Source organism: Photobacterium sp. Alg240-V54, from assembly GCF_900537155.1.
GTDB lineage: Bacteria > Pseudomonadota > Gammaproteobacteria > Enterobacterales > Vibrionaceae > Photobacterium.
In genome coordinates this window covers 367,300-392,381 of record NZ_UNRL01000003.1, presented here as the reverse complement: position 1 = coordinate 392,381, position 25,082 = coordinate 367,300, and the positions used below count along the sequence as shown (strand labels likewise).

General features: G+C 42.0%; 18 protein-coding genes. 13 read left to right on the top strand and 5 right to left on the bottom strand.

What is annotated here, in order from left to right:
- The first annotated feature begins 79 nt into the window (after nt 1-79).
- Nucleotides 80-301 (top strand): hypothetical protein, encoded by a 222-nt coding sequence (locus G6R09_RS10760; protein ID WP_163922292.1) that lies wholly within the window; start codon nt 80-82, stop codon nt 299-301.
- 380 nt (nt 302-681) lie between these two features.
- Here G6R09_RS10760 and mnmC read toward each other — a convergent pair whose 3' ends face one another.
- The gene (mnmC, locus tag G6R09_RS10755; RefSeq protein WP_163922290.1) at nt 682-2,823 is read right to left on the bottom strand and encodes an FAD-dependent 5-carboxymethylaminomethyl-2-thiouridine(34) oxidoreductase MnmC; all 2,142 of its coding nucleotides are present in this window, start codon (nt 2,821-2,823) and stop codon (nt 682-684) included.
- Nucleotides 2,824-3,216: 393 nt separating this feature from the next.
- Here mnmC and fabB point away from each other — a divergent pair, with 393 nt between their 5' ends.
- Nucleotides 3,217-4,431, top strand: a complete 1,215-nt coding sequence (gene fabB / locus G6R09_RS10750; protein WP_065168090.1) for a beta-ketoacyl-ACP synthase I — start codon at nt 3,217-3,219, stop codon at nt 4,429-4,431.
- Between the two features lie 353 nt (nt 4,432-4,784).
- Here the strand turns inward: fabB and G6R09_RS10745 are convergent, their stop codons facing one another.
- Nucleotides 4,785-6,038: an aromatic amino acid transport family protein gene (locus G6R09_RS10745; RefSeq protein ID WP_163922287.1), complete on the bottom strand. Its 1,254-nt coding sequence runs from the start codon at nt 6,036-6,038 to the stop codon at nt 4,785-4,787.
- Between the two features lie 563 nt (nt 6,039-6,601).
- Between G6R09_RS10745 and G6R09_RS10740 the strand changes: the two genes are divergently transcribed.
- From G6R09_RS10740 to purF, 9 genes are all read left to right on the top strand, one after another.
- Nucleotides 6,602-7,777, top strand: coding sequence for a 4-phosphoerythronate dehydrogenase (locus tag G6R09_RS10740; protein WP_163922284.1), 1,176 nt, complete (start codon nt 6,602-6,604; stop codon nt 7,775-7,777).
- Nucleotides 7,774-8,787, top strand: coding sequence for an aspartate-semialdehyde dehydrogenase (locus tag G6R09_RS10735; protein ID WP_065168092.1), 1,014 nt, complete (start codon nt 7,774-7,776; stop codon nt 8,785-8,787). Before G6R09_RS10740 ends, G6R09_RS10735 begins: the two co-directional genes overlap by 4 nt.
- 299 nt (nt 8,788-9,086) lie before the next feature.
- Nucleotides 9,087-12,206, top strand: coding sequence for a FimV/HubP family polar landmark protein (locus tag G6R09_RS10730; protein WP_163922282.1), 3,120 nt, complete (start codon nt 9,087-9,089; stop codon nt 12,204-12,206).
- 203 nt (nt 12,207-12,409) lie between these two features.
- Nucleotides 12,410-13,189 carry a tRNA pseudouridine(38-40) synthase TruA gene (truA, locus tag G6R09_RS10725; protein ID WP_065168094.1) on the top strand — a complete coding sequence of 260 codons (780 nt, stop codon included), beginning with the start codon at nt 12,410-12,412 and terminating at the stop codon, nt 13,187-13,189.
- 223 nt (nt 13,190-13,412) lie between these two features.
- A complete protein-coding gene (accD, locus tag G6R09_RS10720) occupies nt 13,413-14,330 on the top strand; it encodes an acetyl-CoA carboxylase, carboxyltransferase subunit beta (RefSeq protein ID WP_163922279.1) in 918 nt (305 codons plus the stop codon).
- A gap of 203 nt (nt 14,331-14,533) precedes the next feature.
- A complete protein-coding gene (gene folC, locus G6R09_RS10715) occupies nt 14,534-15,796 on the top strand; it encodes a bifunctional tetrahydrofolate synthase/dihydrofolate synthase (RefSeq protein WP_163922276.1) in 1,263 nt (420 codons plus the stop codon).
- Between the two features lie 61 nt (nt 15,797-15,857).
- Nucleotides 15,858-16,511 (top strand): cell division protein DedD, encoded by a 654-nt coding sequence (gene dedD / locus G6R09_RS10710; protein WP_163922274.1) that lies wholly within the window; start codon nt 15,858-15,860, stop codon nt 16,509-16,511.
- 64 nt (nt 16,512-16,575) lie between these two features.
- Entirely contained in the window at nt 16,576-17,067 is a 492-nt protein-coding gene (gene cvpA, locus G6R09_RS10705; protein WP_065168098.1) for a colicin V production protein, read from the top strand.
- An 86-nt stretch (nt 17,068-17,153) separates the two neighbouring features.
- Nucleotides 17,154-18,671: an amidophosphoribosyltransferase gene (purF, locus tag G6R09_RS10700; protein ID WP_065168099.1), complete on the top strand. Its 1,518-nt coding sequence runs from the start codon at nt 17,154-17,156 to the stop codon at nt 18,669-18,671.
- Between the two features lie 199 nt (nt 18,672-18,870).
- On the opposite strand, the gene G6R09_RS10695 is transcribed toward purF, so the two are convergent.
- The gene (locus G6R09_RS10695) at nt 18,871-19,755 is read right to left on the bottom strand and encodes a LysR family transcriptional regulator (protein WP_060997311.1); all 885 of its coding nucleotides are present in this window, start codon (nt 19,753-19,755) and stop codon (nt 18,871-18,873) included.
- A gap of 342 nt (nt 19,756-20,097) precedes the next feature.
- On the opposite strand from G6R09_RS10695, the gene G6R09_RS10690 reads away from it, so the two are divergent.
- Nucleotides 20,098-21,147, top strand: a complete 1,050-nt coding sequence (locus G6R09_RS10690) for a response regulator (RefSeq protein WP_163922271.1) — start codon at nt 20,098-20,100, stop codon at nt 21,145-21,147.
- A gap of 73 nt (nt 21,148-21,220) precedes the next feature.
- Here G6R09_RS10690 and G6R09_RS10685 read toward each other — a convergent pair whose 3' ends face one another.
- Nucleotides 21,221-22,615, bottom strand: coding sequence for a peptide MFS transporter (locus G6R09_RS10685; RefSeq protein WP_065168101.1), 1,395 nt, complete (start codon nt 22,613-22,615; stop codon nt 21,221-21,223).
- A 444-nt stretch (nt 22,616-23,059) separates the two neighbouring features.
- Between G6R09_RS10685 and rfaH the strand changes: the two genes are divergently transcribed.
- Complete coding sequence (gene rfaH, locus G6R09_RS10680; RefSeq protein ID WP_065168102.1) at nt 23,060-23,563, top strand: transcription/translation regulatory transformer protein RfaH; 504 nt, start codon at nt 23,060-23,062, stop codon at nt 23,561-23,563.
- Nucleotides 23,564-23,639: 76 nt separating this feature from the next.
- Here the strand turns inward: rfaH and folD are convergent, their stop codons facing one another.
- Nucleotides 23,640-24,497, bottom strand: a complete 858-nt coding sequence (folD, locus tag G6R09_RS10675) for a bifunctional methylenetetrahydrofolate dehydrogenase/methenyltetrahydrofolate cyclohydrolase FolD (protein WP_065168103.1) — start codon at nt 24,495-24,497, stop codon at nt 23,640-23,642.
- Nucleotides 24,498-25,082 lie beyond the last annotated feature (585 nt).

Sequence of the window (25,082 nt, the reverse complement as noted above, 5' to 3'; positions counted from 1 at the left end):
TGCTTCAGTAACTCACAATTACTTTTTACAGCGAGTTACGACATTTAGTTTTGAAGCTTTATTACATAGGAATAGAACTATGGCTACAGTAAGTATACGAATTGACCAAGAGCTTTTTGAGAAAGCAACCATCATCGCCAAAGCATTTAATCGTACTACGTCAAAGCAAATTGAACATTGGGCAAAAATTGGTGAAATGATGGAAGATAATCCTGACTTACCGTACGAGTTTGTAAATCAGGCTATTATTGCTAAAGCAGAAAAAGAAGCAGGTAAGTTAGAGAGTTATAGTTTTGATTAACATTACTCAAATTCTTCAATGAAGATGGCACTGTTACTTTAGAGTTAAACGCTCTCGGGTCACATGGAACTTTTATTGTGATATAAAAGTAATCTATTAAATGACAGTTAAGATGATAAATATTGGGCAGAGCGAGTGCTAAGCCCAACACTGTAAGTATTTGTAGGAAGATAGCGAGTCTAGATATTAACGTCCTCGCTACTCGCTACTCGCTACTCGCTACTCGCTACTCGCTACTCGCTACTCGTTATTGCCTTGTATTCACTGGCTTCTTTAAAGCTCGATCACGCCTTGAGTAGATCACGAATATTAGGCAGTCTCGGCACTAATAATCTCGCCACTCGCTACTGCTCTTCCTCGCCCCTAAACCCCTCACAACCTCAACCCTTCACCTCTTTACCACGCACTAATTTCCGTACCCACATTCTGCCTGGGTGAAGGGCATCAAGCACTGTGTGCGGCAGGGGCAGTGGATCGCCACAAATCTGTGAAGCCAGTAATTCGCCTAATAGTGGTGCTGAACTTAACCCTCGTGAGCCTAAGCCAACAATGGTAAATAAGTTTTGGTATACCGGCACATTTTGAGCGTAAAGCTGGTTATCTTTCAGATCCTGATATTGCTTAATCAAATCATCATAACGACAAACATTACCCACAAACGGTAAATGATCACGGCTCGCACAACGCACCCCAACACGTGCTCGTTGCTGAGGATCAAACTGGTCAACGTTGATAGCATCGATCCATGAAGCCGTTGCCGGAACGCTGTCTAATAAGCGTTGCTTGTTTTGTTGTTGATCGACATCACTGTAAGTTAAATCGCAACTACGACGGGCGTAACTAGCCCCAATACAATGACTATTGGTGTTGGTGTTTACTGGCGTAAAATAGCCGTCATAACATAATACCGTGTTAAGTTGCGCCAAGGTCTCATTGGTTGGTACATGGCTGACTTGACCACGTACTGATGAGGTTGGAATAGGAGCGGTTTGTGGGTATTGATTAAAACGGTGACCACTGGCAACCACAACTGTAGTGTGAGTTGTGGTGCTGCCATCGGCAAACGTTAATTGCCATTGCGGATCATTAGTGGGTGTTTTTTGTTGTTCAAGCGCCGTGACATCGCAATTAAGGTGTAAGGTTAATTTGCCTGTTTGCTGCATTGATTCAATTAATGCTTGGGTTAATTGTTGGGGGCATAACCAACCACCTAATGGGTAATTAACACTACGACAATCAGTGTCGACACCGGTGATCGCGCGGGTTTGTTCAATATCTAATTCACGGACTAACTCGTCAGGAAAGCCACCGCTTAACATGCAGTCTAACTTTTTGGTTTGACGACCGAGTTTTTTATCTTGGGTTGCAAGCGCGAGTTGTTTTTCAGCATCAGTCAGGTTTTTACCGTTTTCATCCCATGCTAATTGGGTTACGCCACACCAATCATGATCAAACTGACATTGCTGAGCGGCTTGTTCAACAAACTGACGCGCAAAAATAAATCCCGGCGCAAAAAAGCGTGATAGCGGATCGTGTTTACCATTGAGCAGTGGATAGACAGCACCTTGACGATTGCCTGATGCGCCTTGGGCTAACTCGCTATCAGCGCAATATAAAGTTACCGACTGACCGCGACGAATTAAGGCTAATGCAGTGGTCGCTGATGCTACACCACCACCGATAATCGCGATATCGCTTGGTTGTGATGGCGATGCTTGTTGTGAGCTACGGGAAAACCACGGCTTAAAGTTAGCTTGCGAATGCGGGGGAGTGATTGTCGCTAGGGTAATATGATGATCGTTTAGCGCTGACGCATTGTTGATACTAAAACCAGCTTCAGTTAAGCCTGCGCGCACTAAGTCTGTCGTTGTTGCTGTCACAGCGCTCACACGGCATTGAGCGCGTGCCATTTTAGCCATGCTATTAAACAGCTGTTGATTCCAGCTCTCGATCTGATGTTGAGATGCGCACTCATCTAATAGCCATGCGTCGATAAGACCGTCATTGCCAAGCCATAGTTGCGGCATAGATTGGTTAATATCGCCAAACCATAAATCAAGGGTGATGCGGCCATTCTCAAGCACAATTCGATGACAATCAGCGACTGCAGGAGGATAATGTGCTTGTAGCTGCTCAGCGAACTGTGCCAACTCAGGCCACATAAGCTGGGCTTTAATCAGATCATGTTTGGTCAGTGGTGTTTTTTCAAAACTAATATAGTGCAGTTCTTGCGTTGTTGCCTCTGGGTGCTGTTCACGAAAAGCGTTAAATGCTTGCCATAGTGCTAAAAAGTTAACCCCGGTACCAAAACTGGTTTCAGCTACCACAAATCGACGGCGGTCAAAATTCTGCCACCATTGCGGTAAACCATGTTGGTGGATAAAGGCATTGCGTGTTTGTTCGAGTCCATGATCATTTGATGACGCTAATTGATGAAATATTGGACTGCCAGTATCGTTCCAATCAAGGATGGCATTTTTGATCCGTGGTGTAGACGTTGTAGAAGTAGGACGAGACAACATGAACCTCTTGTTTAGCAGCTGAGCACTTTAGCATCACTTTATGCATGAAAATGCATCAATTATGGGCTTTGAATGCGATTGAATAGCAATTTTGACTCGATTGTACCTGAAATACAGGAAAGCTGACCACTTTTCAGCGACAAAGCCGTTATAGTTCTCGTACTAAATAATCGTTAACTTTTTTGTTTTTTTCTTAATAAAAGAGTTAGATTAGTGAATTATGTCGGCCCAAACATCTTTAATATCGCGTGTTTTCGTTCGCTATAGCAAACGAAGAGTGGATGTGAGCGCAGATTTTAAAGCCGTTTGGGACCTATTCTAGCCATTGAAATAGGACCGTGGTTGTTCTATAAAATGGGTAGGTATTTCCATTAATATCAGTAGGAATTCATCATGAAACGAGCCGTAATTACAGGCATGGGTATTGTATCTAGTATCGGTAACAACGTTGCTGAAGTACTGGAGTCCCTAAAAACAGGCAAATCAGGTATTACTTACTCTGAGCAGTTTGCAGAAATGAAATTGCGTTCAAATGTATGGGGTGATCTAAAAATTACACCATCTGAGCATATTGATCGTAAGAAAATGCGTTTCATGGGTGATGCTGCTGCGTTCGCTTACCTATCAATGGAGCAAGCGGTTGCTGACTCTGGCCTAGCAGAAGACCAAGTATCTAATGAGCGTACAGGTTTAGTTGCAGGTTCAGGCGGCGCATCATCATACAACCAGTACCATGCAGTAGATACACTGCGTGAGAAAGGCGTTAAGCGTGTTGGTCCTTACATGGTTCCACGTACTATGTCTTCAACTGTTTCTGCATGTTTGGCAACACCTTTTAAAATTCGCGGTGTTAACTACACCATGAGTTCTGCATGTGCAACATCTGCGCACTGTATCGGTCACGCGGTTGAACTGATTCAACTAGGCAAGCAAGACGTTGTTTTTGCTGGTGGCGGTGAAGAGCTTGATTGGTCACTAACAATGATGTTTGATGCGATGGGCGCGTTGTCGACTAAGTACAATGATGATCCATCAAAAGCATCACGCACTTACGATGCTGATCGTGACGGTTTCGTTATCTCTGGTGGCGGCGGCATGGTTGTGGTTGAAGAACTAGAGCATGCACTAGCACGTGGCGCAAAAATCTACGGTGAGATCGTAGGTTATGGTGCAACATCTGACGGCTACGACATGGTAGCACCATCAGGTGAAGGTGCTGTGCGTTGTATGAAGATGGCAATGAAAGATCTTGATGGACCTGTTGACTACATCAACACTCACGGCACTTCAACACCTGTAGGTGATGTGAAAGAGCTTGGTGCTATTCAGGAACTATTTAGCGAAAACTGCCCAGCAATCTCTGCAACTAAAGCGATGACTGGTCACTCTCTAGGTGCGGCTGGTGTTCACGAAGCGATTTACTCAACCCTAATGCTAGAGCACGGTTTTGTTGCACCAAGCATCAACATCGACAATCTAGATGAAGCTGCGAAAGGCCTTGATATCGTGACTGAGAAGCGCGATGTTGAATTGAAGACTGTTATGTCTAACAGCTTTGGTTTTGGTGGTACTAACGCAACGCTAGTAATTAAGAAATACGAAGCGTAAGGCAGGAACAGCAGCGGCGAGATTTCGAGTAGCGAGATTGCGCGTCTGAGTTCACAGTATAATAAAAAGCGATAGGTGAGAGCCTATCGCTTTTTTTGTACCTATCCCCGTCATTCCCTACAGTGAATGCCCGCGAGGGCGATAGGGAATCTACTCTCCGCGCGTTGTGGAGTTATTGAATCTACTAACCGCGCGTTGTGGAGTTATTGAGTCCACTGGTTTCTTTAAGGCTCGATCACGCTTTGAGTAGATCACGGATAGTTTCGTACCTCACCTTCCGAGATGACGGATATTAGGCAATCTCGCCACTCGCCACTGCCTTTCCTTGCCCCTAAAACCGCCCCTATCTTCCTCTAAGAAAAAAACGTACCGTAAATAACAGATGTAATCGCAGCAATACCACATATAGCAGTAAAGACTTGTGCAATCGGCGATGTTTTGTATTTCGCCATCGCAGGCACACACTGCATTGCAAATACTGGCAATAAGAACAAAATTGCAGCAATCATTGGCGAGCCGATACTTTCAATCATATCTAGAATACTTGGGTTAATAATTGCCACAATCCAAGTAACAATCACGATGAAAGCCAGAGATAGCTTTTCGGTCTTTTTAACGGGCATGGTTGAACGAGACTTGATTAATCCAGTCAGACCTTCATGAGCACCTAGAAAATGGCCGAAATAGCTTGATGTAATCGCCGCTAACGCAATGATAGGGCCTAAGTATGAAATGACGGGTGAAGACTTGATGTTAGCTAAGTAAGACAGCACTGAAATATTATCTGATTTTGCCATGCTTAATTGTGCTGGAGTCATCGATAATACTACCGAGAACACAAAGAACATCACAAATACCATTAGCATCATTGCAGCACCGCCAGTGATCATATCGGTTTTCTTCACCGCATTGTCACCATATACACGACGTTGTTCTTTAGAAAACTGACTGATAATTGGACTGTGGTTAAACGAGAACACAATAATTGGAATCGCTAACCAAATCACGAGTGGCATTGATGACCAATCAGTTTTGGTGTGAACCATTGACATATTCCAATCCGGAATCAGGTAGATAGAAAGCACTAATAGAATAAAGACCAATGGATAAACTAAAACTGACGTTACTTTTAGCATTAGCTCTTTGCCAAAAACAACACTCGCGGTCATTAATCCAATCAGTACACCTGATAGTAACCAGCGTGGAATCGATGACATGCCCAATTGATGGATCATAAATGAATCAACAGTATTGGTAATGCCGACACCGTAAATGAGAACAATCGGGAAAATAGCAAAGAAATAAGCAACAGTGATTATGTTCGTTCCTTTTTTTCCAAAGTGCTCTGCAACAGCATCGGTGATATCTGCATCTTTTTTTGATGAAGATAAGACAAAGCGAGCTAAACTTTTATGCGCAAACCACGTCATCGGAAAGGCAATTAACGCTAAAATAACTAATGGCCAAAAACCACCAGCGCCCGCTGTTATTGGTAAAAAAAGAATGCCAGCCCCAACAGCTGTACCAAACAGGGAGAGTGCCCAGGTAAAATCTTGATAGGCCCATTTGGTCTTATTGGAATTGACTGCAACCGCTGTCTTTTGCATATAAACTGTCTATCTAGTAATAAGTGAGCTAGGCACACTAATCGTAAAAGACCGAGAAAAACAGGATATAGCTCTATTTGTACAACTAAAATCATTGATAAAATGAATAAACATGAGGTGAATCACACACAAGTAGCATAATACAGTTACTATAAAAGCGTTTATGTGCTAGCCAATTGTTATTTCCTCGCTCTTACTTTGTTTTGAGTAATGAGATTTCGCGTCTGCGAGTATCGAGATAAAAGCGAGTACCCAGACCAGCCCCAACCCCGTCATTCCCTACAGTGAATGCCCGCGAGGGCGATAGGGAATCTACTAACCGCGCGTCGTGGAGTTATTGAGTCCACTGGTTTCTTTAAGGCTCGATCACGCCTTGAGTAGATCACGGATAGTTTCGTACCTCAACTTTCAGATGACGGATAATCTCGCCACCCGCCACTGCCATTCCTCGCCACTCGCCACTCGTTACTGCCTTTCCTCGCCTCTGCTTTTCCCTCGTCCCTCTCTGCTATATAATAACCCCGCACGCGCCTTTCTTTACTTATTCTCTCTACAGGACGTATATGAAAATCCTTATCGATGAAAACATGCCTTATGCTCAGGAATTATTTAGCCAATTAGGTGAGGTTATTGCAAAACCAGGACGCACATTAACCGCTGATGATTTAGTCGGCATTGATGCTTTGATGATCCGTTCTGTAACCAAAGTTAATGCCGATTTAATAGCTAAAGCCGACAAACTGAAATTTGTGGGTACTGCAACCGCAGGGCTAGATCATGTTGATCAGGATTTATTAGCCGCTAAGGGGATCACCTTTACCGCAGCGCCAGGCTGTAACAAAGTGGGTGTGGCAGAATATGTATTAAGTAGCTTGATGGTGCTTGGCCAACAGCAGGATTTTTCTATTTTTGATCGCACCGTGGGTATTATTGGAGCGGGTAATGTTGGTACCTATTTAGCTAAATGTCTTGATGCTTTGGGTATTCGTTATCTGTTAAATGATCCACTAAAACAAGCTGAGGGCGATGAGCGTGAGTTCCATTCATTGGCAACGCTATTAGCTGAATGTGATGTGATAACCACCCATACTCCGATAACACGTGCAGGCGATCACCCGACCCATCATTTAGTGGATGCAGCATTTTTAGCGGCAATGAAGCCTAATGCGATTTTAATTAATGCAGCCCGTGGTCCAGTCGTTGATAATCAAGCACTGAAACTGGCCTTACAAGCGGCAACAGATGGTTCAGGTAAGGCTCTCACCGCAGTGTTAGATGTGTTTGAACAAGAACCGCTGGTGGATTTAGAATTATTGCCATTATTAGCCTTTGCGACACCGCATGTTGCTGGTTACGGTCTTGAAGGCAAAGCACGTGGCACCACAATGGTGTTTAATAGTTTTTGTCAGTTTCTACATAATGATCATCGTGCTCAGGCAAGTGATTTGTTACCCATTGCACCTGTACCCCAAGTGCAATTAAGTCGAAAATGGGATGAAGCGACCTTATTTAGCTTGATCCAATTAGTTTATGATGTACGTAAAGATGACGGTATTTTCCGTCGTGAAATGCTAGCTGCTGGCGACGATAACAGCAAAATGGCGACCGCTTTTGATTTAATGCGTAAAAATTACTGGGATCGACGTGAATATAGTGCGATTACAGTAGCGGCGAAGGCCGAGTTTGCGGTAGAGTCGCTGGCTAAATTAGGTTTTACAGTAGTAGAGGTCACTCAATGAGTCAGGAATATGATATCGCAATACTTGGCGCAACAGGCGCTGTAGGCGAAGCTATGGTCGAAGTGCTAGAAGCACGCAATTTTCCTGTTCGCAATCTTTACTTGCTGGCAAGTGATCGTAGCGCAGGTAAAGCGTTACGTTTTAAAGGTAAATCAACCCGCGTTCGTAATGTAGAAGATTTCGATTGGAGCCAAGTGCAAATTGCCTTGTTCTCTGCCGGTGCTGAAGCATCACGCCATTGGGCACCGATTGCCGCTGAGCAAGGTGTGGTAGTGATTGATAACACCTCTGAATTCCGTTATGAATATGATGTACCTTTGGTTATTCCAGAAGTGAACCCAGAAGCGATTGCGGATTACCGTAACCGTAACATTATCGCTAACCCGAATTGCTCAACGATTCAAATGTTAGTTGCACTAAAGCCGATTCAAGATGCTTATGGTATCGATCGTATTAACGTTGCAACTTACCAGTCAGTATCAGGTTCTGGTCGTAAAGGTATTGATGAACTAGCAGGACAAACTGCCAAGTTGCTGAACGGTTTGCCAATTGAAACCAAAGCCTACGATAAGCAAATTGCGTTCAACTGTATTCCTCATATTGATGAGTTTATGGATAACGGCTACACCAAAGAAGAAATGAAAATGGTGTGGGAAACACAGAAAATTTTAGGCGATGCAAGTATTCGTGTGAATCCAACCTGTGTACGTGTGTCTTCATTCTTTGGTCATGGCGAAGCAGTACACGTTGAAACCCATCAGCCAATCGTATTAGAAGATGCGATTAACTTACTTGAAAACACTGATGGCATTGAAGTTTTCCCTGGTAATGAATACCCAACACAAGTAACGGATGCTGTTGGTAAAGATCATGTGATGATTGGTCGTATTCGTGAAGATATTAGTCACCCATGTGGTCTAAATATGTGGATTGTGGCTGATAACGTTCGTAAGGGCGCGGCAACTAACAGTGTTCAGATTGCAGAAAAGTTGATTGCTGACTACTTATAATCAACCTTATTAAAAGTAAGGCCTAGATCGCGCTATTAATGTTGGTTAACACAATAGTGCGATCGAACTTGCTAACAAAATAACAAAGCGATGGGTGAAAGCCGGTCGCTTTTTTATTTCGTTAGTTGCTTGCTTTTCTTTTGCTGATAACTTGACATAATGTCATCCACATTGTGATTGAATATTGCTATTCAAGTTTTACTCATAGCAGTCGTTATGATCAACAAACTATTATTTCGAATTCGTTGTATGACAACGAGTTCGAGCAACTTTATCTCTGCCAAAGAGGAATGTAGACAGTGTCTGACATCCCAAAAATACTTAAACGTATGGTACTGCCGGTAGCCTTTGTGACTATTTCATCTTACTTACCGGTAGTGAATGCTAATACGATACGTATAGTAGGCCCAGTGAATGAAGACAGCTCGTATACAACGATGAATCAAGGTTCTGACGCGAGCAAGTTAACTGTACCTGCTAAACAATTTTCACCATCGTCATTAATGGCGCGTAGCTATGGTCCAACGTACGAAACTGAAACGTTATGGGGCATTGCGTCGCGTCATTTACCTAATAAAAATGTGTCTATCTTTAAAGTTATTGGTGCTATTTACAGTCTCAATCAAGATGCGTTTGAAAATAATAATATTCATTCATTGTTACCAGGCAGCTATTTAAAACTGCCAACAATGGAGCAAATACAGCAGCAACGTATTAGTGCCGTTAGCCGAAAATTAGCAGCAGACCAATTACGTGCGCCGTACGCAACTGAGTTAGAAAAAAGACGCTTAGCAGAGCTGCAAGCTTCAGTCGCTAACAAGCCACGAGTGATAAAACTGTCACCAAAGCCAGAGTCAATGACGCCTGTTACGCCAACTGAAGACACCAACGTTGAAACTGATGCTGACAACGCGGCAGATGTTACTGCAATGGCGGCAACCAAAAGTGAACAGCCTGCGGTCGTTGATGGGCCTAAGAATAATGATCAAACCATTATTCCAGCTAAACCAGTAGCGCCAGTAGCCGATGTTGATCATGTGAAAATGGCAGCGTTGGTTGAAAGTAACCACGCATTGCGGTTGCGATTATCTGCAATGCAACAAGATATGGCGACATTGAAAGATCAGGTCACTGAAAGTGACAGTATTCGTCAACAAATGGTGTCGTTTTTAGAGCAACAAAAGCAGTTACAACAAGCGCCAGAGCCTGTTCCTGAAACATGGTTAGAGCGTCTAACGAATAATCCATGGGCACTTGCTGCTGCGGGTATTATACCTGGCGGCTTAATTGCGGCGTTATTAGCCTTATTACTGTTCCGCCGTAAGAAAAATGAGCCTGAACCCCAATCGTTACCAGCACCAATAACAGATAACGACACCGGTTCAGCGGTAGTGCCACCGATTGATTTAGCTGATGCTGATAATAATGACGATCTTGATGATTTATTTGCTGATGATGATTTGTTTGCAGATCTTGAACCTAAACAGCACAGCAATAACAACGCCTCTGATAAAGAACTTGATTCTCAAACGCGAGAACAACAAGAGGATCAACTGTTAGCGAAGGGGGAGTCATCATCGGTGTTGGCGTTAGCTGCAACAGATTTTGATGATAAGGATTTTGATTCTAGCCTTAGCACTATTTCAGTGGCTAACGATGATGCTATTGGCCTTAAAGACATGGAGCGCGCGCTGGATGAGCTTGATGCCAAACCACAACCAAGTTCAGATGAAGCATTAGCGGCATTGTGGGAGCAATCGCTTAGCGAGGAAGATAAAGCTAACTTTGATCTATCTGAACATGATGATGTGACAACAGCATCAGTTACTACAGATAACCTCGATCATGATGACGATGACGACAAGCCGTTATCAGACCAAGCGTTATTAGATGAGATTTTGCAACAAGCACAAGCATCAACCAATGATGAGCTGCAGTCTGAAGCTGTTTCTGAATCGGAATTAGTGGGTACTAAAGCGGTTTCTCAAGATGAACTTGATGCATTGTTCTCACAGTTTAATCATGATTTACCTGATATAACCACGCCATCAACTCAGCACGCAACAGATGATGAACAATCATTGTTTGCTGAAGGTAGCACTGAGCTATTGGATGATTTAATTACTGATGATGACGATACATCGTTTGGAAGCGACATTGAGGTTGCAGAAAATAGTACTGAGTTATTAGATGAATTACTTGCAGATGATAGCGATACCTTAGCGCCGACTTCAGAGATTAAAGTTGCTGAAAATAGTACAGCACTATTAGATGAGTTAATCGATGTCGAGAAAGATACGCCAACGTTTAATCTTGATGATTTGCCTGAGTTTGATGAGCAAGCCGCATTTGATGATTATGATGATCAACTCTCAGCCTTGCCGTCAGCAGATGCAGTGCACAATGCGCCATTAAGCCTTGATGATTTACCTGAGTTTGATGAAAACTCTGCGTTTGATGATCCGCAAGCATTGCCATTAGAGCAAACAGACGAGCGTTCAGAAATTGATGAGCAAGTTGCAATTGATAATGTATCACGTCAATTACAACAAGCGGCACAAGCTGCAGAACAACGTCAGGCCGCTGCGGTTGATAATGTTAGTGCTAACGTTGAACCGGATTACTCGCCATTTGATACTGCTCGTCATTTGGAATATGCGTTTGAGAATATTGACGTTACTACTTTACCTGAGTTTGATGAAGATGAAGCGTTATTTGCATCATTTGAAGAGCAGCATGAATTAGAACAATACGCCATTGAGCAAGGGCTTAAACCGCAACCATCATCGCCAGGTATTACTACGGTTGATCGCTCACCAGAAGCAGAACAAGAGCGTGTTGATGCTGCAGGCTTAGATATGGATGCGTTACTGTTTGATGACTCACAGCTAACAACAGCATCTCCTAAAGGTGGGCTGGGTGTTAATAGTGATGAGCGTGAGCAGTTATTAGCCTCAACACCAGAGAGTGATATTGCTGATAATGAAGATGTATTAGCAGAAGATGAAGCAGCGGTATGGCAACGTGCAGTGGCTGAGCCTGAACTAGCAAGTGAAGATTGGTCTCAGCAACCGTCTTTTGCTCAAGCGGATGTTAAATCGGCAACAACGTCGAAATACATTAGTATTGATGAGCTGTTGGCTGATGATCCTAATTATCAACAAGACGATCCTGATGAAAAGCCATTAAACCTTGATGTGGGTTTGACCGAGTTTCCTGATATGTTTGCCAATATTCGTCAATTTGATGTTGATAGTTCCGGAGAGTATGCGGGTCAGCTAGACTTAGCCAAAGCGTATCTTGAAATGAACGATATCAGTGGTGGGATTGATTTGCTGCAAGATATCGCTCTAAAAGGTGAGGGCGAAGTCCAAGCTGAAGCCAAGGCATTACTTGAGAAGTTTACGCTTAAGAAGTAGGTTTTGAGGGGCGAGACTACGAGTTTCGAGATAAAAAGCGATGGGTGAGAGCCTGTCGCTTTTTTTATGTTTGCTTTTCCTCGCCCTCGAAATCCCTGCTCTTCCCCTTTGTGGCGCCATCCCCTATACTTCCCCTCTGTTTTGAGCAGGCGCTTAAACAATATCGCCTGTGTATTTATGCTAAATTAAGTCGAAGTGAGATTATGCGAATAGCGTTAGGTATCGAGTACGATGGTGCTAAATATTGTGGTTGGCAACGTCAAGTAGATGTAGATAGTGTGCAGGAACGTTTAGAAAAAGCGCTATCACATATTGCCAATCAACCCATTGCTGTTTTTTGTGCTGGACGTACCGATACTGGGGTGCATGGTACAGGGCAAGTGGTACACTTCGATGTTGATATTGAGCGTAAAATGGCAGCATGGACTATGGGTGTTAATGCCTATCTACCAAAAGATATTGCTGTGCGCTGGGCACATGAAGTCAGTGAGGATTTTCATGCGCGTTTTTCAGCTACCGCACGTCGCTATCGTTATGTAATTTATAATCATGCTGTGCGTCCGGCTATTTTTCAGCATGGTGTTAGCCATTATCATGGTCATCTAGATGAACAAAAAATGCATGAGGCGGCTCAGCATTTGATCGGTGAGCACGATTACACTTCATTTCGTGCTACCCAATGCCAATCACGCAGTCCGTGGCGTCGACTTGAGCATTTAACCGTAACGCGCAAAGGTGACTTTGTGGTGATTGATATTAAGGCCAATGCTTTTGTTCACCATATGGTGCGAAATATTGCGGGTAGTCTGATTAAAGTCGGTAAAGGTGAAAAACAACCGGATTGGATCAAGTGGGTACTCGATCAACAAGATCGTCGTGTTGCAGGTCCTACAGCAAAGTCTGCTGGTCTTTATTTGGTTGATGTTGACTATCCTGCTGAGCACAATTTACCGCGTTCAGTGCTTGGTCCAATATTTTTATAAGTCATTTATTTACAGCAGATGAAAACATAAATGGCTTATTAGTCTCGATTATGACTGTTTTTGATATGTAATGGTGTTTTTGCTTAAAAAAACCATGATGGCTCACAAAGGTAATACCAGTTTTTTATCTACAGATTAATAAGATTATGTTTTAATCTTAAATAATATTTAATGAATTTGTCTCTTCGGTCTCTGGCGGAAGAATAAAAAAGAAAGGTCATTCATGAGCTGGCTTGAAAAGATTCTAACTAAAAGTAACATCGTATCTTCGCGTAAAGTATCTATTCCTGAGGGTGTCTGGACGAAATGTACGTCTTGTGATCAGGTATTGTATCACGCAGATCTCGAACGCAATCTTGAAGTTTGTCCTAAATGTGACCACCACATGCGTATGAAAGCGCGTCGTCGTCTTGAAACATTTCTTGATGCAGATACGCAAGTGGAAATTGCAGCGGAGCTTGAGCCACAAGATAAGCTTAAATTCCGTGACTCTAAGAAATACAAAGATCGTTTATATGCAGCCCAAAAAGCAACTGGCGAGAAAGATGCTTTAGTTGCAATGAGCGGCGAATTATTAGGTCTACCTGTTGTTGCCTGTGCCTTTGAATTCTCATTTATGGGCGGCTCAATGGGTTCTGTTGTTGGTGCTAAGTTTGTGCGTGCAGTTGACGCTGCGATTGAAAACAACTGTCCATTTGTCTGTTTTTCTGCCAGTGGTGGTGCGCGTATGCAAGAAGCATTAATGTCACTGATGCAAATGGCGAAAACCAGTGCCGCTTTAGAGCGTTTATCTGCTAAAGGTCTGCCGTTCTTCTCTGTATTAACCGATCCAACTATGGGTGGTGTATCGGCATCACTGGCTATGTTAGGTGATATTAATATTGGTGAGCCTAAAGCATTGATTGGTTTTGCTGGTCAACGTGTTATTGAACAAACAGTACGCGAAAAGCTACCAGAAGGCTTCCAGCGTAGTGAGTTCTTGCTTGAACACGGTGCGATTGACATGATTGTTGATCGTCGTGAAATGCGTCAGCGTATTGCTGGTCTAATGGCTAAAATGACTAATCAAGAATCACCATTGGTTGTTTCTGTTGATAGTAAGCCAGTAACGCCACAATCGGCACCAGAGCAGCAAGATTAATCATAATATATTTAATTGAGTGCGCGTTACCCTCGGTAGCCACTGCAATTAATGTTAATAAATGCCACCCTAATTAACTTAATTAGCGTGGCATTTTTGTTTTCTAGACCGAATTACTAATTTATTGTGCTCGATGATTAAGTTATTAGCCATTCAATGGTAAATTAATGATTCAGTTCGTTACTACAAGTGAATGATTCTTAATGTCAGGATTGACCTCTCCGCAAGCGACAGCCGCGCTTTCAACATGGCTGAAATATCTTGAGCAACTTCATACTAGTGCTATTGATCTCGGGCTTGATAGGGTTCGAAAGGTAGCGGAAAACGCAGATTTAATTAAGCCTGCACCGTGTGTGATCACTGTTGCTGGAACCAATGGCAAAGGATCGACTTGTGCCATGCTAGAAGCGATTTTGCTCGCGGCAGGCTATAAGGTTGGCGTGTATAGCTCTCCTCATTTAGTACGTTATAACGAACGAGTGCGGATTAACAACCAAGAATTAGCTGATAGTGAACATAGCCAAGCATTTGCGAGCGTAGAAGCTGCGCGTGGCGACACCAGTTTAAGTTTATTTGAATTTGGTACGCTAGCGGCGCTGACGTTATTTAAACAACATCAGGTTGATGTGGTGGTATTAGAAGTCGGTTTAGGCGGTCGTTTAGATGCCACCAATATCGTTGATCATGATGTATGTGTGATCACCAGCTTAGCAATAGATCATGTTGATTGGTTAGGCGATAACATCGATGTGATTGGTTATGAGAAAGCAGGTATTTTCCGTAGTGGTAAACCGGCTATTTGTGGTCAACCACATCCGCCTGCAACTGTACCCGCACATGCCGATGATATTGGGGCTGAATTATATCAAGTTGGCTATCAATTTGATTACCAGCAACAAGCTGACTGTTGGCATTGGCAAGCTGGTGCATTTTCTCTGACCGATTTGCCATTACCGAGCTTGCCTTTACCTAATGCTGCGACAGCGTTAATGGCATTGTCAGTGACGAATTTAGATATTAGCGATCAAAATATTGTCGAAGGTTTGCGAAATGCCCGTTTACCAGGACGCATGCAACGAGTGAGTGAACAACCATTGATTATTATGGATGTCGCACATAATCCCCATTCAGCACAATATTTTGCGACCCAATTGGCTAAAATCAAAGCCCAAGAAGGTAAAAATAAAATCCATGCAGTAGTGGCAATGTTGCATGATAAAGATATTGCCGCGACGATTGCGACTCTGCGTGATAGCGTTGATTATTGGTATCCAGCTTCGCTGCAAGGCCCTCGTGCTGCTGCTGCTGAAGAGATCCTGGTGCATTTACCAACAGGTTGCCGCGGTTTTGATAGCCCAGCGTTGGCTTTTGACCAAGCCCTAACACAAGCAGGTGCAGACGATGTGGTAATCGTGTTTGGCTCGTTTTACACTGTTGGCCAAATAACCTCACATTTAAAACTGTAGAACGTAAAGAGAGCATATTGTGCATGCCGAGTTTTCGTTTTAGATATCAACAGGAGTCATTGTGGCAAGTCAATTTCAAAACCGACTAATCGGCACCATTATTTTGGTTGCGATAGGGGTGATTTTTCTACCAGATTTTTTCGATGGTAAGAAAGAGCATTATAAAGAAGAGTTTGCGAGTATTCCGTTACAACCAAAAATGGGTGGGCAGAGTGAAGCAAAAACGATTCCTGAACCTGAAAATGCGGATGTCGTGTTACCTAAACAGCCGGTAACAGCAACAACAGCGCAGCAAGCGTCAACATCGACTAATGATGAAACGTTTACTATCGAAAATGATCGCAGTGCAACGACTAACACGGCAGCGAAACCACAGCCAGTGGTAGCAAAACCGGTTGTTGTTAAACCAACAGTGAAACCAAGCGTACCAAAACCGGTTGTTAAAAAACCAGCACCAGCAACAACAAGTTCTGCATGGGTGATTAAAATGGGTACTTTTGGTAATTTCGATAATGCTAATGGATTGGTTGCAAAATTACGCTTAAACGGGTATCAAGCTCAATTAATTCCACGTAATGCTAAACCTGGCCAGTTAGTTAAGGTTGTTGTTGGCCCTGATGTATCAAAAGCGAAGCTCGCGGGACAAATTGCAGAATTGAAAAAAATTACTGGCTTAAACGGTAAATTGAACCGATTTGATGCAATAAATCCTTAGGTAAACGTTTGCGTGAGCATTTTTTCTGTTAGAATAGCTATCAACAAAACGAGCAAGAACAAAAATGATCTGGATTGATTATGTAATACTGGGCGTGATCTGCTTCTCTGCAATGGTGAGTTTGGTCCGTGGTTTTGTTAAAGAAGCACTGTCATTAGTGATTTGGTTTACCGCGTTTTTTGTCGCGAGTAACTTTTATACAGAGTTGGCGGTTTATTTTACCAACTTCCATGACAAGATGCTGCGTAACGGCAGTGCAATTGCAGTGTTGTTCGTGGCCACATTGATTGTTGGCGCGGTAGTAAACTACGTTATCGGTCAATTAGTGCAGAAGACCGGTTTGTCTGGTACAGATCGTGTTTTAGGGGTTGTTTTTGGTGCAGTTCGTGGCGTACTTATTGTCGCTGCGGTATTGTTCTTTATTGACACCTTTACGGGTTTATCAAGCTCAGAGTGGTGGAAAAAATCTGAATTGATACCTCAATTTGGTGCAGTAATAGAATGGTTCTTTGAATACATCAAAGAGAGCTCTAGTTTTTTACATAGCATTAAATAGTGCAAGATTAACTGCGGTTGCTAACACTATTATTTTTAATCGTGGTGTTAGCGACTGTTATTTTATGCAGGACGAGGACTTAGGAAATGTGTGGTATTGTTGGAATCGTGGGCTCAACCCCGGTAAACCAGTCTATCTATGATGCACTAACAGTGTTACAGCATCGCGGCCAAGATGCTGCTGGTATTTGTACCTTAGAAAGCAATCGTTTCCGTCTGCGTAAAGCGAATGGTTTAGTGCGTGATGTCTTTGAAGCTAAACATATGCAGCGCTTACAGGGGAGTGTGGGTATTGGACATGTTCGTTACCCTACGGCAGGTAGCTCTAGTGTTTCAGAAGCTCAGCCGTTTTATGTTAACTCGCCTTATGGTATTTCTTTAGCTCACAATGGTAATTTAACCAATGCGGCTGATATTCGAGAAACCTTGTTTGAACAAACAAAGCGTCATGTAAACACCACCTCAGATTCAGAAATTCTACTCAATGTGCTAGCTAATCAATTAGCACACAGCCAAACCTACCCTATTAGCCCTAACGACATCTTTAAAGCCATCAGTGAAGTGCATAACATTGTAAAAGGTGCTTATGCAGTCGTAGCTTTGGTTATTGGCCACGGACTTATTGCTTTTCGTGATCCTAATGGCATTCGTCCATTATGTTTAGGTAAGCGCGAAGAAAACGGCAAAATTGAATACATGGTCGCATCAGAATCGGTTGCATTGGATGCGGTTGGATTTGATTTTATGCGTGATGTATCACCGGGTGAAGCGGTTTATATTAACTTTGAGGGTGAGCTTTTCACTCAACAATGCGCCTCTAATCCACAGCTAAACCCATGTGTGTTTGAATTTGTATATTTTGCTCGTCCAGATTCATTTATTGATAAAGTCTCGGTGTATGGTGCACGTTTAGCAATGGGCACTAAGCTCGGTGAAAAGATCAAGCGCGAGTGGGGCGATGTTGATATTGATGTTGTGATCCCAATACCTGAAACCTCATGTGATAGTGCGCTTGAAATTGCTCGTACATTGAATAAGCCATATCGCCAAGGGTTTGTTAAAAACCGTTATGTTGGCCGTACTTTTATCATGCCGGGTCAGCAAATGCGTCGTAAATCTGTGCGTCGTAAACTCAATGCGATCCGCTCTGAATTTAAAGGTAAAAATGTACTGTTAGTCGATGATTCTATTGTTCGTGGCACCACTTCTGAGCAAATCATTGAAATGGCACGCGATGCTGGTGCCCAAAAAGTGTATCTAGCCTCAGCTGCGCCAGAGGTTCGTTTCCCAAATGTGTATGGTATTGATATGCCAAGCGCTAATGAATTAATTGCCCATGGCCGTGAAGTAGACGAAATTAGCAAGTTAATTGGTGCTGATGGTCTTATTTTCCAAGATCTTAATGATTTAGTGGCAGCGGTTGCTGAGGGTAACCCTGATATTACATTGTTTGAAACTTCAGTGTTTAATGGCAGTTATGTTACCGGTGACGTTGACCAACAATACCTTGATTATCTTGATGCGTTACGTAATGAAGATTCAAAATTACAATCAGAATTACAACAAGATTTAGCTAACCTTGAGTTGTATAACGAAGGTATGTAACTACTTTAACTGACGTATTCATGATGAAAGCGATAGGGTTATACCTGTCGCTTTTTTGTTGGCGACGATCAGGATTTTTTGAGAGGTTACTAAAGTTATGGATGATAGTGCAGAGAGTGAGAAAGTATGGTGCTAACAAATGAAAATGCCGCTCCTAATTTATTTGGCGGCATTTTTCTCTGGTTTTAAGCGCGACTAATTAGTGCTTTTCAAGATCAAAGTAATGGCTTGCAAAGTCAATAAATAAACGTAGCTTTTCTGGTTGGTAATCACGGTGGTTGTAAATCAAATACACATCACGCGGGTTTGCCGACCAATTTTTAAGTACTTGTACTACTTCTCCTGCAGCAATGTACTTTTCTAACATTACGTTAGGCATTAATGTAATACCAAGCCCAGCACTGCATGCTTTACGAATAACATTAAGCTCACTTGCTTCAAAACGTGCGCGTTCGTTAATAGTAACGGTCTCGCCATTTTGGTTAGTTAAACGCCAGCGTAAAAGTGGATTACCTTTTAAAAGCGTATGTTCATGAAGATCTTGAGCATGCTTAGGTTCTGGGTTTTTCTTTAGATAGTCAGGGCTTGCGACCAAAATATCTTTTACTTCATTGATACGACGTGCAATAAGCGTTGAATCGCGTTGAGGACCAACACGGAACATGACATCCCAGTCAGTTGGATCAAGTTGATCTGGTTCATTGCTCATGTAAAGTTGAATGCTAATTGCTGGGTGTTCTTGCATAAATGCGTTTAACAACGGTTGTAACATTACTTTAGTAATATTCGTTGGTGCAGCAATACGCAATTTACCGGCAGCGCCTTTACACTCTTCACTGATGTGCTCAGTGGTATCAAGTAGCTGTTGTAATAATGGAGCACAATCATGGTAAAACTTCTGACCGGCTTCAGTCAGTGATAGTTTACGAGCATGACGATTCAAAAGGCGAATGTTAAGGCCTTCTTCAAGTGCTTGAATACGGCGTGTCAGCGTCGCGACGGGTACCTGTGTTTTGCGTGATGCGGCAGTATAACTGCCATTTTCCACAACCATGCGGAAAAGGTTTAGATCGTCAAGTTTCATATCAAAGTCATTTGTGAAAACTGATAATGGGTAATTGTATAACAAAATGAGTCACAATTATCTCTTTTTGTTGAGTGTTTTTAATAAAAATATGTTAACCCTTATTCAAATTGATTGAAAGCCACTCAGGGTGGGGGTTTGTTGAAGTTTGAAACCGTTATATATATAGAACATATTTTTTGATATTGCCTAAAAATAGTTATTTATTGTGCTTATTTGTTTATGTTAAGTGATATCACAGACATAACTTTTGTTGCGACTACAAACTTTAGTGATCCAAAGTTGGTATTGCTGATGTTAGCTTATACACTCATAGACGTAGTCATGAAAAAGGAGAGACTTTTGCTAAAAGGGAAAACTGTACTTATCGTAGAAGATGATCCTGTGTTTCGAACTATGATTGTTGGCTTTTTAAAGAGTCAAGGTTGTCTGGTGAGAGAGGCGGAAGATGGCTTGGTTGGATTAAAAGCCCTCAAAGACAATATTCCAGATTTATTATTATGTGATCTGGCGATGCCAGTGATGACTGGTATGGAGTTTGTAGAAGAGGTGGCATTGCAGTATCCAATGATCCCAGTGATTGTTATTTCTGGTACTGGTAATATGACAGATGTTGCTCAGGCACTTCGGCTTGGGGTTAAAGATTTTCTGATTAAACCGATTGATAACATCATGACGCTTAAATCTGCCATTACGTCAGTGCTCAAAATGCAAGACAGCGCTAAACAGCAGCAACAAGATTTTTCGCAGCGCTGGTTAGTCGATGGTGATGATGCCGGATTGGTTGAAGAAGAGTTGCAATGGCATATCTCAGAGTTAAAGAATAACCCTCAAGCAGCACGTGAGTTGCTAATGGGGTTAATGCCAAACCTTCAATCTCACTATGGACGTTGGAAACTCAGTTATCGTGCATTGCAATCAGCAGAGATTTCGCCAGTTATTTTTGATTATATTTGGCTCATTGATGGCCAACTAGCATTTTATATGGTTGATACGAGTTCTGGTGGTGAAAATAGCACGGCAACGGCATTATTAATCAGAGCGTGTTTTAATGATTGTTTACGTCGCCAAGGTAATTATTTAAGCAGTGTGCAACATTTAGTGTCGCAAATAGAATTAGGATTGAAGTATTCAGGTTATGCCACACCTGTGAAAGGTTTATTTGGCGTATTTAATCTTGCTGAAAAGCAACTTCACCTGATTGCGGCCGGCATTGGTGGTCAATTACAAGTAGGTGAGCAGTGCGCTACGATAACCGCTGGCGAGTGGTTGGGTAACGAGGCTTGCAATAATCCGTTGGTGATTTTACCGATGTCTGATAACGGTGGTCGATTATCATTGAGCGATATCCAGCATGCTAATTTTAGTGTTAACTTTGAAACGGTAACTTAAATTAAGCGATATTTAAATTAAAAAGGGATGCCGCTGCATCCCTTTTTTATTTTCTATTAATCACTTTAAACCACTACGCATTTGCAGTTTGTGGCTTAGTTTGATTATCGTCGTTATTCGCAGCACCTTCAGCACCGTGCATCCACGAAATCAGTTTGTTTGAAAATAATAGTAATAATACGCCCGCAATCACGGCTGTAATAGCAATACCAGAGAAGATAGCTAACGGACCAGCTTCACCGATACTTGCACCGACAACACCGGCAATGTAGTTTGCAATCGCATTAGCACCAAACCATGCACCCATCATCAATGATGCTAAGCGTAGTGGCGCTAATTTAGTTACCATTGATAAACCAATTGGTGATAGACATAGTTCACCAATGGTATGGAAGAAGTATGCACCAACCAGCCACATCATCGATGTCTTAACGGTTACATCACCGTTTTGCTCTAGTGCCGCACCGATCATACAAGCAAAACCAAGTGCAAGCGAGAACATCGCTAACGCAAATTTAACCGGTGAGTTTGGTTCACTCTTACCCATTCGAACCCAAAGTGCCGCTAAAATAGGTGCGCAGATAATAATGAAGAACGGGTTTAATGATTGGAACCATGCTGCTGGTACTTCAAAATCGCCAATCATACGGTTGGTATATTCTTGCGAGTAAATATTCATTAGGCCGCCAGCTTGTTCAAAGCCTGCCCAGAAAACAATCACAAACGTACACATAACTAAAATTACTTTTAAGCGATCACGCTCAATTTTAGTTAGTGGCTCTTTTTTACCACTGGCATTTTTTTCAGCATCACGCACAGCGGCAGGTACAGTACCGATATCGCCTAAGTAACGTTGAGCGAAGAAAACTTGAATTAATAGGCTCATCAACATGCCAACACCAGCACATAAGAAGCCAGCTTTCCAACCGTAAACAGCAGATGCGGTACCAGCAATCACCCCCGCGAGTAGTGAGCCGATATTAATACCCATATAGAAAATCGTAAAGGCGCCATCACGACGGTTATCACCTTCAGGGTATAAATCACCAACCATGGTTGAAATGTTTGGCTTAAATAAACCATTACCGACAATAAGGAAGGCTAAACCAACATAGAAAGCAGTAACGGCATGGGGATCAACCACGCTGTGAGGTAAAGCAAGTGTAAATTGACCAATGGCCATTAATACACCACCAATAATAATTGAGCGACGTTGACCTAAAATGTTGTCGGCAATCCAACCACCAATAAGAGGAGTAAAATAAACTAAGCCTGTGTAGATACCGTATAAGTTAAGTGCTTCTTCTGTGGTCCAGCCAAGGCCGCCGTTAATGGTTTTATCTGTTAAGTATAAAACCAAGATGGCGCGCATCGCGTAATAAGAAAAGCGTTCCCATAGCTCTGTTCCAAATAAAAGGAACAAGCCTTTTGGGTGGCCCAGAAGGGTACCACTACTATTATGACTCATAAGATTCTCTATTTTATTTTAATTAGTGTGTTTGCTCATTCATGTAGGTTTATAAAGCACAATATATTTGACTGCAAGTTTTTACATTTAATAAACAATGATAAAACATTACAACCAATTGATAAATAAGCAATTGTATATATATTGATCAATTATGAAAAATCAAATTCCATTACCATTATCTATATCTTACACTATTTGGTTGTTTATATTTAGGGTTTTATATTGTTTTTTAGTATTATATTGGGTGGTTATATCACCCTGTGAGAATATTCATATATGTTACAAATTAAGCGCAGGGATATTGGTCAATCATATTACATGGACCAATAACCATAGAATATAATTCCAATGTTAATCAAAATTGGGCTGTTGTGGTGGAAGATGAAAATTAGCATTGATTTGTATATACTGAGTAAAGTTAAGATTTAATTGAGGTTGATGATGAAAGATTGGTATCTACTTTATTGTAAGCGTAGTGAGCAAGAACGCGCAGTGATCAATCTTGATCGTCAAGGGGCTGAATGTTATTACCCGCAAGTTGTTGTTGAAAAGATTGTGCGTGGTAAACGTTGTGAGTGTCATGAGCCACTATTTCCAAGTTATGTTTTTGTGACGTTTGATCCTGAAAAATTAAGTTTTACAACAGTGCGTTCAACGCGTGGTGTTGCTGATTTTATTCGTCAAGGGGCAATGCCACAGATAGTAAGTGAAGAACTTATTTATAATTTAATGCTTAATGAAGATAATGGTTCACATGATCATATGTTTGAATCATTACCACAACAAGGCGATAAACTGATTTTACAGCAAGGTAAATTTAAAGGCCTTGATGCGATTTATCAGGAAGCTGATGGTGAGAAGCGATCATTTATGCTGATTAACTTATTGGGTAAACAAGTTAAAGTTAGTGTAGAGAATACGGATCTCATCAACAACAAAGCATAAGTTAATAAAAAAGCGAGTATTGATATACTCGCTTTTTGTGTTTAATAACAGTGCAGCCTCATTAAGAGGCATTTACTTAGGCTGAATGATATTGCTCGCAGGCTAGTAACGTATTTTCAATCAGGGTCGCAACCGTCATTGGCCCGACACCACCAGGTACAGGTGTGATATGTTTGGCACGCTGGCAAGCGACATCAAATTCTACATCTCCGCACAACTTACCATTTTCAAGACGGTTAATACCGACATCAATCACTGTTGCGCCTTCTTTGATCCAGTTTCCAGGAATAAAATTAGCTTTGCCAACGGCGACCACAAGAATATCAGCTTGACGGACATGACCTTCAAGATCTTGTGTGAAACGGTGACAAGTCGTTGTAGTAGCTCCTGCTAATAACAACTCAAGTGTCATTGGTCGTCCGACAATGTTTGATGCACCCACAATAACAGCATGTTTGCCGCGTACTTCAATATTGTAGCGTTCCAGTAGTGTAATAATGCCTTTTGGTGTGCATGAACGTAATTTAGGAATACGTTGACTTAGGCGACCGACATTGTAAGGGTGAAAACCATCGACATCTTTTTCAGGATCGATGCGTTCAAGAATACGGGTGGTGTCTATACCTGCAGGTAATGGTAATTGTACTAAAATACCATCCATGGTTGGATCTTGATTAAGCTCATCAATTAAATCGAGTAATTGTTGTTCAGTCGCTGTGGTTGGTAGATCAAATGATTTTGAAATAAACCCGACTTCTTCACAGGCTTTGCGTTTACTACCAACGTAGATCTGTGAGGCTGGATCCTGACCTACGAGAACAACAGCTAATCCAGGTGCGCGTAATCCGGCATCGGTGCGTGCTTTTACTCTGGCGGCAACTTCCTGTCGTACAGTTTGGGAGATAATTTTCCCATCAATAATTTGAGCGCTCATGGTGATCCTTGTTGTGTTGGTTGAACGTATCAACGCCAATATTGTGGCAGATTATGAATGGAATTGCCATTAGGCAAACGATTGCTATTTGATTTTATATTTTGCTATCACTCTGATTTAAGTGTTGAAGCAGTGATGAGTAATCGAAAAAGAGTGATAAACATGCGGCTAACTTGTTGCTGTGAGCGATTGTTTCTTCTCAAAATATCTTCAATCATGGTTTTTTTGTTGTATCTTTAACCAGTCAGTTGTTTTAAGCATGAAAAATGAAGCAAAGAGATTGACCTTATATGATAGCTACGTATAATTCGTCGCATAACCTGATGTCATATCATGTTGTAGTGTTAATCGTTAAGTTTATACACTATAAAAGTTAACGATTAATATTAAAAATTGTCCCCTTAGCTCAGTTGGATAGAGCACGTACCTTTAAGAGAGGAGCCTGTATCTGGAAACAGTTACAGTGGAGAGGGTGAATTCAAGGAAACCTCAGCGCGTAATGGCGGTGGCAATCTTGAGCCAAGCTCTACAGGCGTGTAGAGAAGGTGCAGAGACTAGATGATGCAATGCGATCTCATTGTGTAA

Excerpts from the sequence above, each read along its gene's own strand:
- G6R09_RS10735 (WP_065168092.1), top strand. The coding sequence starts at position 7,774 with ATGAGTCAGGAATATGATATCGCAATACTTGGCGCAACAGGCGCTGTA.
- folD (WP_065168103.1), bottom strand. The coding sequence starts at position 24,497 with ATGAGCGCTCAAATTATTGATGGGAAAATTATCTCCCAAACTGTACGA.
- accD (WP_163922279.1), top strand. The coding sequence starts at position 13,413 with ATGAGCTGGCTTGAAAAGATTCTAACTAAAAGTAACATCGTATCTTCG.
- truA (WP_065168094.1), top strand. The coding sequence starts at position 12,410 with ATGCGAATAGCGTTAGGTATCGAGTACGATGGTGCTAAATATTGTGGT.
- G6R09_RS10760 (WP_163922292.1), top strand. The coding sequence starts at position 80 with ATGGCTACAGTAAGTATACGAATTGACCAAGAGCTTTTTGAGAAAGCA.
- mnmC (WP_163922290.1), bottom strand. The coding sequence starts at position 2,823 with ATGTTGTCTCGTCCTACTTCTACAACGTCTACACCACGGATCAAAAAT.
- G6R09_RS10740 (WP_163922284.1), top strand. The coding sequence starts at position 6,602 with ATGAAAATCCTTATCGATGAAAACATGCCTTATGCTCAGGAATTATTT.
- purF (WP_065168099.1), top strand. The coding sequence starts at position 17,154 with ATGTGTGGTATTGTTGGAATCGTGGGCTCAACCCCGGTAAACCAGTCT.
- cvpA (WP_065168098.1), top strand. The coding sequence starts at position 16,576 with ATGATCTGGATTGATTATGTAATACTGGGCGTGATCTGCTTCTCTGCA.
- G6R09_RS10685 (WP_065168101.1), bottom strand. The coding sequence starts at position 22,615 with ATGAGTCATAATAGTAGTGGTACCCTTCTGGGCCACCCAAAAGGCTTG.
- G6R09_RS10695 (WP_060997311.1), bottom strand. The coding sequence starts at position 19,755 with ATGAAACTTGACGATCTAAACCTTTTCCGCATGGTTGTGGAAAATGGC.
- rfaH (WP_065168102.1), top strand. The coding sequence starts at position 23,060 with ATGAAAGATTGGTATCTACTTTATTGTAAGCGTAGTGAGCAAGAACGC.
- fabB (WP_065168090.1), top strand. The coding sequence starts at position 3,217 with ATGAAACGAGCCGTAATTACAGGCATGGGTATTGTATCTAGTATCGGT.
- folC (WP_163922276.1), top strand. The coding sequence starts at position 14,534 with ATGTCAGGATTGACCTCTCCGCAAGCGACAGCCGCGCTTTCAACATGG.
- G6R09_RS10745 (WP_163922287.1), bottom strand. The coding sequence starts at position 6,038 with ATGCAAAAGACAGCGGTTGCAGTCAATTCCAATAAGACCAAATGGGCC.